The organism is Vibrio sp. 10N.222.47.A9 (assembly GCF_963872585.1).
GTDB classification, from domain to species: Bacteria; Pseudomonadota; Gammaproteobacteria; order Enterobacterales; family Vibrionaceae; genus Vibrio; species Vibrio splendidus.
Genome location: NZ_CAWNBB010000077.1, coordinates 1 through 10,708 on the forward strand (window position 1 = coordinate 1; position 10,708 = coordinate 10,708).

Consider the following 10,708-nt stretch of genomic DNA (forward strand, 5'->3'; position numbering starts at 1 on the left):
GTATACACGACGGATTCAAAACTTCCTAAGTTACTGATTTGTAAAGAATTTTTATGAAAAGCCTCGATTTTTATCGGGGCTTTTCTATATTCAGAATATGTGAAAATACAACCTCCATCACACTTCAAAATATCCCTTCTTAATTTCTTTTATCTTTTCTTTACTGACAACTTCCTGTCCAACTTCAACATAGAACAGCAAAACCAGAACCTAAGTTTTACTAGTCACTACGGTCAAAGCAGCAAACCGAAAAGCGTTACTGTGTTTTCAATTTGGAATATCTTCAAGGCTCGATGGCTAGATGTTCAAGACAGCAAAATAGAAAAGGTACTGTCATGCTACTGTCGTATGGCAAAAGGACAGCTAAGGATTGTTCCCTGATAGTTGAAGTACAGTTAAGGTAACTCGACTACTTACATAATGTCACTTATGTTCAACTAGCTAGGAGGTTTCCAGTATTGTGGGTGCTGATCATCATTAGTTCGAGATTTCTCCAAGAATACTTTGAAAATCTCTTCAGATAAGATCTGTTTTTGCTCTGGAGTACATTTTAAATATTGTTCAAAGAGATACATTACCTGATCATCATCCAATTCCATTCTGTAGGTTTGCCTCCTCTAACAAAACATAATTTATTATTCATTCACAATAGGTTAGTACAAAATCTAACTTTCGTCATTCAATGACGTTTAACATCTAAAGATATGTATTCATTATTCAATTAGGTATGTTAGCTATCAAAAATAGCCCTCAGACCTTATTAAGTGATCTTAGCTTCGGTTTTAGATGTTTTCATACCGCTTTACAACCAAAAAAATAGCTAATTAAGAACGTTGGTTTTTTGAATGAACCAGTTAGAGGACAAAACTAGCCACAAGTCTCTATCTAATAACTCCCACTCCTGTGCAACTTGAAAACATAAAGGAAAGCTGAGGAGTCCCATGTTAGTTGGAGAGTTGCTTAACTTAAAATGTACCGGATGGTAATACCTTCAGGTGGTTTAGCACGTTTCTGGACATTTCTGTGTCAGTGGTTTTGTTAAATTAGCAATTAATGAATAACTACAGGTATGGTAAAGCTAGTTGTAAAGATCTAGTACGATGCATCAAATTGTACCGGAAAGAGGTTAGGTTAAAGTGCGGGTCAAGTGGATTTTCGTTAAACTCCGTTTAATCATTAATCGAGATAATCTTCTCACTACCCGTAGAATCCAACCAATTTGAATGACCTCCTACCAATAAGAATCAATTGAAAAAGCTTATCCGAGAAGAATTACAACCAACTTGTTTTGATAGCAAATCAGCAACACCAGATATGTCTTGGATAACGCCCACTGTGCTTGAAATCTTATTTACTGAGTTGATAACCCACGCGGCAACCAATCAAAGGCCGCTAGAATCTTGGGTATCAATAGAGGCAACTTCAGTAAAAAATTAAACAGGAGCACAAGTCGGGAGTTTCAACAAAGCCCCTTCACGGCGACGGCCTAAATGGTCACCGGAAGTCGTCGTCCGAAAGGAACTGCACCCGTTTTTTTGCTCTTATTAGCCTAATACGCATCATGACCTCAAACACATCATAATCTCAATACACAATAAAAATACCACCTTCTTTACTGCCCTCTTATTAACCGAATGCAGTATAAAGGCAGTAATATCACAACTGAAAACAGTAAAACATAATTGGAATAAAGAGCAGCGAAAGTACAGTGGATATCACCAACGCTAAAGAAAGGCTTTGCTTCATTTCATGGCTAGCACCTACGGTAAACCCCATGGTATTCAACCCAATTGGTAGTCCTGCCAACATTGCCATTTGAACCGCCATAGAGAAAGAAAAAGGAACCAGAGCAATGAAGAAAAACGCTGGCATCACTATCGTTTTTGCCAATGTCATCGACACTGCTGACTTGAAGCAATTACAATCAAACTTGCCCCGTGTTAAACGAGAACTCAGCACCCAAATAGAGCCTAGCTGTAATGTATTCACGATATAGGACTTAGCATTTTCCATATCAACCCCATCCCATACATGTAACTGTGACAATACAACGCCTACTAGCATCGCCCACGACAAAAACGGAATGCTCTGAATACTCAAACATCGCTGATTACCCTGATTCTGAGCCGCTTTCATCAAGGAGGCAAAAAGAAACAAAACGATCGAATGCAAAGGGATAATCATGTAGATCAAACTAATCAAGAGACTTTCGTCTAACCAAAGAAATAAAGGTACTCCGACCAAAACCAAATTAGAAAAGCTAGCACTAAAAGCCATACTCAATGCTTCGCCCTGTTCAACAGCTTTCTGCCGCTTAAAAAATACATTCACGCAGATCATAAAGGCTAAAGCAAGCAAATAATAAACCCCAGAGTACCCAAGCGCAGCCCCCACATTTACTTCCTTTAACGACACTAAAAATAGCATTGCTAATGGAAGAAAATAGTGAATAAAGACTTTTTCGGTACTATCACGATATTTTTCCAAGGCATGGGATGCATTACTCCCACACCCTAAAAGAAAAAATATGATGGATAGATGAAGATTCACTCCCATATCACACCATCCACCATCATTATTTAATACCAGACTCAACATGATTGATAACTTTATTATCAACACGTTCAACATCATGCATTATGTATTCATGATTTGTTGGAAGGTTAATGTTAAAGGTTGATATTGTTTGAACAGAAACTTGAGCACTGTTGATATTAAAATCATAAACATGCCCTGCGGACTTTCGGTCCGATGATATAAAGTGAATATGATATCCCGGTACTGTCATAGGGTAAGCAAATTTGGGAGACCTAAAAATAACAAGACTGCCCTTAATATCTTTAAGATCATTAATAATTTGATTTTTCTCTATGTATTTTTTCAGGTTTTTTTCACTATTATCCGCATCTTTTACAATACTTCTAAATTGAATCGCCTTAAAATCCCCATCAATCCTTATTGCCTGAAATAAGTTATCGTTGTTAAATCTCTGCTGAAAAAGCTCAACAAACTTTTCTTTGCTGCTTACCTTCGTTACATTAAAAATAGTGTCAGGATTAAAATCAGTCACGATTGCAAATGGAGTTCGCGTCTTCATCGAGGGACGCATCGTTTCCCCCTTTCCATTCTCAGTGATGAACATTTCATGATCGATAAGAACCATTTCCCCCTGAATACCATTAGAGGTTCCTAGGCCAAAGTTGCCATGACTCTTTAATTCCTCGTAAGTTGTCGAGCCCTCATAGGCCCCCGTTAACGTTGCTCCTGTCACTCCGGCTTGATAGATAACTCTTTGACTTTCAGACGAAAAAACAGGAAAAGATAAGACAGAACACAGAGTGATGGTGATAATTTTATTCATGCTACAACAGCCCTTGCCGTAAATTTGTGGATAACCAGATAACCAAAAAAAGAAATTAGAGACAGCGTTAAGATTTCCAATGCCATTGACATCGGGCTGATCTCAAATAAATACCCAAACCAGGAAGCACACAATGAGGAGAAGCCTATCTGTAAAAAGCCAACCACAGCAGATGCGCTGCCAGATTTCTCCGCATTTAAACTAACAGCAGATGAAATACCCAACGTCAAAACAATACCGTTAGACGTGGCCAATAGTGCCATTGGCACAATCAATTGAGCCGCCGACGTAATCTCTGAAAAATAAGAAGATAAGAACAACGCCCCTGCCCCAAAGCAAAAAATCACCAGCCCTAGAAAAAACGTACTATCAATACCAATCTTATTTGTCATCAATTTACTGATCCGAGATCCCACATAAATCATGAAGGCCAGCGGGATATAAAAATAACCAATTTCTTTTTCTGTGTAGCCCAAATCGTGATAAATAAATGACGATTGAGTCAAAAAAGTAAACCAAGTTCCATACAGCATCAAGACACACAATATATACTTCCAAAACTTGCCATTATTCACAACCGAATAATAATCGTACATAATACTACGAAGACTGCCCTCAGAAGATTCTTTTCTTATATTTGTTTCTTGAAAGAAAAATAAGACAAGCAGAACTAATATAACCCCAAAAGTAAAAACAAATAGGAAAGAATAACGCCAGCCAAAATATTCGATAATATAACCACCCATCAAAGGTGCAATCGCCGGAGAGGCCGCAACCATAGGGTAGATAATATTATAGACATGAACAGACTGCTCCCTGCTATACAAATCAGATATAATTGCTCTTCCAACCACGAGCCCTGCACACGCACCACTCGCCTGAAAAAACCTCACGACAATCAATTGCTCAATTGAGTTAATATACATAGCAGCCAATGAGGCGATAATATAAATAACAACCCCAAATAAAATAATAGGCTTACGACCCAGACGATCAGAAAGAGGGCCATAGATTAATTGGAAACAAGCAAGACCCGCTAAATAAACACCAATTGTTAACTGGACGTAATTCGTACTTGTATTTAAATCATCCGCAAGTGTTCGTAACCCAGGAATATATATATCAGATGCGACTAACCCCATCATGCTCATCATCGTTAATATGACCAGCAAGATGCGTTCATTATATTTTTTATTCATACTATTTTACTATAAAGAGTTGATATTATTTTTTACATAATAAGAATTTGGCACTGTTGCATCATCTCGACAAATAACATCAATTAAACAGGGGCCATCAAGAGCCAATGCTTCCTGGTATACCGAAGACAGTGATTCAGGATCATCGACTTGATACGCAATTAACCCTAATGCTTCTGCGTATTTTTTCCAATCATGGGTGGGAAGTTGGGTCAATTCAGGAGCAAAGCTTTGATGCTTCTGAGCCTCAACATGAATACCACCATGAGCACTGTTATTGAGTACAACAAACACAACTGGAATGTTATATCTTGCTGCTGTTTGGATCTCATTACCATGCATCAACATGCAACCATCACCCGTAATCACTAAGCTGGTGACTTGTGGATGAGCCAATTTAGCGGCGATACCTGCACAAATCGCCCACCCCATAGGAGCCGTACTGGCTGATGTAAGATACTGATTTGGCTCATAACTTTGCCAATAGTGCGCGCAAAAAACTCGGTGGCTGCCAGAATCAACCGACACTATGCTCTCTCTTGGCGCACACTGTCTCAAGTCTAAAATTGCCTTTGCCGGATGAATTCCAGCAGCAGTACTTTGGTGATCTTCATCAGGGTATAAGGGGACCGATAGCACCGAGTTTAACCATGATAAACTTTTTAGAGGCTTGACACTCTGCGTTGACTGAGCCGCTTCCAGTAACTGGCTAACAAACAACTCTGGTGAAGCAATGACTTTTTTGCCAACTGGCGCGGTGTAAAACTGCCCTAACTTCACTGAACAACAAAACCACTCAGCTCCCCTTGCAAGCTCATCTGTCCAGCAGAGCGTAGAGCGTTGGTCAAAATTAACCCCAAATGCCACGACATGATCAATAGGTTGGTTAAGCAATGCTTCCATTGCTCGTTGATGCCCTGCAAAACCAAAAACACCTAGATATAGCGGATGATCTTCAGGGAACGTACCTTTGGCATCTAAGGTTGCCGCAACAGGAACATTCAAGTTTTCAGCTAGCTGAATAATTTTTTCAGCAAAGCCTCGTTTTCTCGCTTCAGGTCCAACGAGCAATATACTTTTAGAAGTTGGTGATTTTAATTTCTCTAACACCATGTCGACAACTGATGCCTCAGCAGCGATAGAATATTCTGGTAATTCAGGAAGTCGGTGTTCTCCTGTTATCGTCGCTGTTTGCACATCCAACGGTATCTGTAAAAAAGCAGGGGCTTTATTTGGTAGCCCCAAGCGCTCAAAGGCTCTAGAGAGATAATCTGGTAGCCGCTCCGCCCGATTAACCCTTGCAGCTAGGCCTGTGACAGGTTCATAAATGGCGACATCATTGGTCCCTAATGCAGAGCCATCTTGAAACGCACCTTTCGCTTCATAAGTCGTTGGTACATCTCCGCTCAAAGCAAGAATGGGGATACCGTCTGCACGAGCGGAAGCAATCGCTGGCAATAAATTCAACGCACCAGGGCTTGAAATGGATAAAGCGACCCCAATGCCTTCAGACACCCTAGCATACGCATCTGCCATATAGCCTGCGCTGGCCTCATGGGTCACAATAATAGGCGCTAATACGTTCATATTTGTTAAATCTTGCATGAATGGCTGTACCATTTTTCCCGGCAACATGAAAATATGACGAATGTTTTTTTCTTTGAGCGCTTCAAGTATAAAGCTTGATCCTGTCGAAACTTGAGCAGGAACTTCTATTTCTTCATTAACAATACAAATATCCATTAATTTCCTTTAGGCTTATAAAAGCCTCCCTCCATTAAAATTGATTCTGGAATTTTTTTCTTAAGCCCAAGCTGAAACCCTTTTACAATAAGGTCATGGCTTGAGTCACAATTAAGTTTGTTTTTTATTGATACAATATGAGAATCAAATGTACTCGGTGAAATAGATAAATAGTTCGATGCTTCTTTCCTTTTATATCCATTCAAAAATAGAAAGACGACTTCTCTTTCTTTCCGACTTAATTCTTCAATATTTCCTCCATGACTGACGGTATAGCAGTTTGAGGAAAATTTAATAATTTCTGTTCCATAACGATAATCAAATATCATCGCATGTGAAATAATCCCTGACTTATTTCCATTTATATCTTTTATTATTTTCTTTCTAATATGAAGGTTATATTTCTTCCCATTACAGTCAACAATAGGCTCGAAAAGATCGTATTGACTTCCCGATAATATATCCCTTTCATGAGATTGATAAATTTCAGAAAATTCCTTCCAAGGCATATCATCATCTGTCAAACCCAGAACATGCTCTACGGATGCAAATCCTGACATATTCAAAAAGCATGAGTTACAGGCAACCAATTGATGATTTCTATCTTTTACCAATAAAAAACCTTCATCAAACCGAATTAACGGATTTGACTGATAGTATTCAAAGCTATTAATACTTTTTCCTCCGAGCACAAATCTACATTGTGTTCATCAATCATTTGGGCCATCGTTATTGACCAAACTTTGTAGTAACAAGCAAAATACCAAAGGAGCGAGTCGCTCTCTTTTCAATATATGTTATGCCGTTAGTACGAATTTTGATCACAAGTTTTGGCAAAGCACTTTTCTGCGATGACGCCAAGATGATTACGAGACACTTCCTAGATATGTTAACTATTAAAACACGCTAAATTTACACTTAGTTACAATTTAATAAAATAGATATATTCACCATTTTGCACACTCATGCTGTTTCATTCCCCGCCATAACTTGGCTTTGTTGCGGTGGTCATGTGCATGATGCGCTCCCTAAAAAGGAAGTATATGAGCACCGCTAAATGTGAGCGTCAAACCGAACGTCACTTGATTAAAAAATGTTCACTACCTCACCCTGTGTATAACTCCAACGGTGTCATCGAAGTACGACTTTAATCAACTTAAACGCAAACAGATTATTGTCTGACTTTTTTGAAAACCGGATTAGATTTGGTAGGGAAGAAGCACGCCCCTAAGTTTTGTAGAGTATTTGGTCTAAGCGATTTAGGGGCAAAAACGAGTCACAAACTCAAACTAAAGTCTTCCGCTCCTGTGCAACTTGAAAACATATATAAATACCTTTGGTTAACCACTGAGGTATTCACATGAGTAAACTATTCAAATTTACCCCAACTAAACTTAACAACATTCCGCCCCACGATAGACGGTCTAAATCCACCAACAATGAAGTCTCTGATACCGAAGTGCAGGGCTTGAAATTGCTTATCGGCAAATCTGGAAAAAAGCGCTTCTTGCTGCGGTTTATTTCGCCAATTTTAAAGCGAAAATCCAGTATTGCCATTGGCCCATGGCCCGATATGGATTTGCCTACTGCTCGCAATAAAGCGCGTAAGTTAAAGGTACAAATCGCGGATGGTATCGACCCGAAACTTGAAAGAGATAAGCAAGTCGAAACTCAAGTACCGACCTTATACGACTTCTTTCACGACACCTTTATTGTTTCTAAGAAAAGTAAAGGTAAGAAAACGTGGCGTGATGATATTGCGAGGTTTGAGCACTGGAAGCACCTACATACGAAGCCTATCGATAAGATAACAGGTGTCCATCTTCATCAAGTTCAAGCAAAGCTATTAGCAACTGAGTACCGCCCCGGTAAGAAGTACGCAGCAGCCACGGTCGATCGTACTATTGCCTTGATGAAAACGATCCTAAAGGAAGCATATCGCCTTTTAGACATCCCCTATATCGGCGATAAGGTCTCGCTTATCAATCCAGATAACATGAGGACTCGTTACTTAACCATGGAAGAAACAGCAGCAGTGATACGTACATCACGAGATTACTATTGCCGTATAACCGGAAACTTCATAGCACTTCTTTTCCTTACTGGGTGTAGGGATTCTGAGCTGCGCACCAGAAAATGGAAAGATATCAGTCTGATCGATAAAACCATGTTTGTAGAAAGTACCAAGAACGGCTCCAGTATGACGGTGCCACTAACACCCTTCATGGTTGAGTTATTCCGGGAGCTGTTAAACATGAGGCAGAAAGGCAACCCATACGTGTTCTTTGGTCGAAAGGAGAGAAGCTACATATCACAACCGCGTAATGCCTTTACGCGTATCAAGGAGAGGGCAGGTATCAAGAATCAGCATGAAGTTTGTTTTCATGTGGCACGTCATAGCTTCGCTACAAATTTAATCGAGAATGGTGTTGATGTTTTAACGGTGCAGCGTCTTATGAATCATAAAGACTTGAGTAGCACCCAAAGGTATGTAAAACATTCCCAACAAAAACTGCTCAATAGCTCGGACACTTTGTCTTCGGTATTGAAAGAACAGGCACCAAGACTGGCACACCGCATCAGTTAGATAGTTTTAACCTTAAAATCAAACATATATAAGAATTATATATACGCCCCTACCAGCTCTCGCTAGTAGGGGCTTTTTCGTATCTGGAATAAGGGAAAATACATGCAAGTAATAAAAACTTTTACGGAATTAATGGCATTGAAAATGGCGAACTCTGATAAGGAAAATCTAATTGGTCATTTAGCTGAAGTGACAGATGGAGATTTAAATGAGTTAGAGAAAAGTTGGGACGAAATAGACATCACTCTGATTTTGTTCGATGAGAGCGATACCAATCAAGACCTCGATCATATGGATGAACAAACCAAGCTTCTGATTGATTTCGTCACTAATCACCCAGAGTACGTGCTGCTTATCGGCTCTATGGTCATAGCGTTAGGTGTACTTAACGACTAAGGCTCAGGCTGTTACCTAGCCGGGCATTCTACCTCTCAACTTCATCCAATCCAGACGCTACTCGCTCACGTTGATAGCTAGTCGTCACTCACACCGCAATATTTCGCATTATTACCGACAGGAGATTATCTATGAACCAACGCAAAGTAGACCCAGACTTCCCTAATGCTGACACTCAAGATGATCAGCACCAAGAGATTAATCATTTCGATCAAATCGTATTAACAGGTGCAGCATCGAAACTAGCAGGGACTGGCAAGGTTTTGTACGAAGTGGCGTTGCATAATGAAGAAAAGCAACTCTACTTCAGGATTGTAGGGCAGCAAGGTGGCTCAGGACTTCATTCAAAAGAGTGGCTATCCGTAAATACCATGCTTGAACTTATAGAAGCGCAGAAAGATAAACCATGGAAAAGTCAGCTGTACAAGCAGTTGTTTAATGGAGGTTCAGCAAACAACCATTCGTTCTGTTCTGTAATAATTCGGGACTTAGGTTTAGCATCAAAGACTGATTCATCACGCTACTTACATGTACTTTCAACAGACTTCGAAGATAAGAAAAGTGCATTACTGGCACTCGCCAAATCTCAAACCACATCTAAGAAAAAATAACCCTACCAGACAGTAAGACGACAGAAGAAATTTGCTAGGTCGATGAGTTGTAACCTGTTTACTTCATCAGGTGATTAACGCCAACGAACGATGAGTAATACAGTCACCACTGATATCACCACTCGACGGATTTCAAATTTCTTGAGTTATCACTGGAAGAGTTAATGACGAGATCAGAATACTCACCTCGAACCAAGCCATTTCCTAGTTTTCATACCGCGCACTACACAAGAGTGCATTCCTAACAAACTAAAAAGAGAATTTATTATGAAACTATTCTTTTCAAAGAATAAGCTGACTTTACCTGTCAGTGTGGATCTTCAAGATACTTTAAACCGAGTGATCACCGATTCAGGTAAATGGACACCCATGATCCAATCAGTCGTGATTAACTTTCGAGAAAAATCATACTGTCCTGAGAGTGGTGGCTACCATCCTGTGGAAATCCGTATCACTAGGCTTAATGACCAATGGGTTTTCGATTACATCACTGACTTTAGTTACTGCGGATTGATGCCTGAACTAGAGAAAGAAATAGACTTTGATTTTGGTCATGGAGTAGCTTACATCCGATACATGGGTGAAGTTTCCATTACTGAAGCCAGTGTCGCTGAGTTCTATTCGATGTGGGAAACCAACTTCCTAAACTACATCGGAATGGACTGCTTTGATGAGATAAAAGTCACGGTGGATTAGTCCATCACTAAACAATCAAGTTGAAAGCATCAAGTGAGGGATAGCTAATTTTAACGAGTTTACTTGGTTGTTAAGTGGTTAACTGCTCCCATTGCTTATATGGAATCCACGTATT

General features: G+C 39.7%; 9 protein-coding genes and 1 pseudogene. 5 read left to right on the forward strand and 5 right to left on the reverse strand.

Annotated elements, in window-relative coordinates:
- The first annotated feature begins 1,248 nt into the window (after positions 1 to 1,248).
- Positions 1,249 to 1,490, forward strand: a pseudogene (locus AACT19_RS22545) (helix-turn-helix domain-containing protein).
- A 166-nt stretch (positions 1,491 to 1,656) separates the two neighbouring features.
- Here AACT19_RS22545 and AACT19_RS22550 read toward each other — a convergent pair.
- The 5 genes from AACT19_RS22550 to AACT19_RS22570 are packed head-to-tail and all read right to left on the reverse strand — an operon-like array spanning position 1,657 to position 6,995.
- Positions 1,657 to 2,598 carry a hypothetical protein gene (locus AACT19_RS22550; protein WP_076648883.1) on the reverse strand — a complete coding sequence of 314 codons (942 nt, stop codon included), beginning with the start codon at positions 2,596 to 2,598 and terminating at the stop codon, positions 1,657 to 1,659.
- Positions 2,576 to 3,361, reverse strand: a complete 786-nt coding sequence (gene budA / locus AACT19_RS22555; protein WP_076648885.1) for an acetolactate decarboxylase — start codon at positions 3,359 to 3,361, stop codon at positions 2,576 to 2,578. The genes AACT19_RS22550 and budA overlap by 23 nt, the downstream gene beginning before the upstream one ends.
- On the reverse strand, positions 3,358 to 4,560 hold the full coding sequence (locus AACT19_RS22560; RefSeq protein WP_076648887.1) for a multidrug effflux MFS transporter: 1,203 nt from the start codon (positions 4,558 to 4,560) through the stop codon (positions 3,358 to 3,360). The genes budA and AACT19_RS22560 overlap by 4 nt, the downstream gene beginning before the upstream one ends.
- 9 nt (positions 4,561 to 4,569) lie before the next feature.
- On the reverse strand, positions 4,570 to 6,303 hold the full coding sequence (locus AACT19_RS22565) for a thiamine pyrophosphate-binding protein (RefSeq protein ID WP_076648889.1): 1,734 nt from the start codon (positions 6,301 to 6,303) through the stop codon (positions 4,570 to 4,572).
- Complete coding sequence (locus AACT19_RS22570; RefSeq protein WP_076648891.1) at positions 6,303 to 6,995, reverse strand: helix-turn-helix domain-containing protein; 693 nt, start codon at positions 6,993 to 6,995, stop codon at positions 6,303 to 6,305. Before AACT19_RS22570 ends, AACT19_RS22565 begins: the two co-directional genes overlap by 1 nt.
- A 668-nt stretch (positions 6,996 to 7,663) precedes the next feature.
- Here AACT19_RS22570 and AACT19_RS22575 point away from each other — a divergent pair.
- The 4 genes from AACT19_RS22575 (at position 7,664) to AACT19_RS22590 (ending at position 10,593) form a co-directional block, all read left to right on the forward strand.
- Complete coding sequence (locus tag AACT19_RS22575) at positions 7,664 to 8,890, forward strand: site-specific integrase (RefSeq protein WP_076648893.1); 1,227 nt, start codon at positions 7,664 to 7,666, stop codon at positions 8,888 to 8,890.
- 102 nt (positions 8,891 to 8,992) lie between these two features.
- The gene (locus tag AACT19_RS22580) at positions 8,993 to 9,286 is read left to right on the forward strand and encodes a hypothetical protein (protein ID WP_242658971.1); all 294 of its coding nucleotides are present in this window, start codon (positions 8,993 to 8,995) and stop codon (positions 9,284 to 9,286) included.
- Between the two features lie 131 nt (positions 9,287 to 9,417).
- Positions 9,418 to 9,897 (forward strand): hypothetical protein, encoded by a 480-nt coding sequence (locus tag AACT19_RS22585; protein ID WP_076648895.1) that lies wholly within the window; start codon positions 9,418 to 9,420, stop codon positions 9,895 to 9,897.
- Positions 9,898 to 10,164: 267 nt separating this feature from the next.
- A complete protein-coding gene (locus tag AACT19_RS22590; RefSeq protein WP_076648896.1) occupies positions 10,165 to 10,593 on the forward strand; it encodes a DUF2787 family protein in 429 nt (142 codons plus the stop codon).
- Positions 10,594 to 10,708: the final 115 nt, after the last annotated feature.

Coding starts and splice junctions, on each gene's coding strand:
- AACT19_RS22550 (WP_076648883.1), bottom strand. CDS start 2,598: ATGTTGAGTCTGGTATTAAATAATGATGGTGGATGGTGTGATATGGGA.
- budA (WP_076648885.1), bottom strand. CDS start 3,361: ATGAATAAAATTATCACCATCACTCTGTGTTCTGTCTTATCTTTTCCT.
- AACT19_RS22560 (WP_076648887.1), bottom strand. CDS start 4,560: ATGAATAAAAAATATAATGAACGCATCTTGCTGGTCATATTAACGATG.
- AACT19_RS22565 (WP_076648889.1), bottom strand. CDS start 6,303: ATGGATATTTGTATTGTTAATGAAGAAATAGAAGTTCCTGCTCAAGTT.
- AACT19_RS22575 (WP_076648893.1), top strand. CDS start 7,664: ATGAGTAAACTATTCAAATTTACCCCAACTAAACTTAACAACATTCCG.
- AACT19_RS22580 (WP_242658971.1), top strand. CDS start 8,993: ATGCAAGTAATAAAAACTTTTACGGAATTAATGGCATTGAAAATGGCG.
- AACT19_RS22585 (WP_076648895.1), top strand. CDS start 9,418: ATGAACCAACGCAAAGTAGACCCAGACTTCCCTAATGCTGACACTCAA.
- AACT19_RS22590 (WP_076648896.1), top strand. CDS start 10,165: ATGAAACTATTCTTTTCAAAGAATAAGCTGACTTTACCTGTCAGTGTG.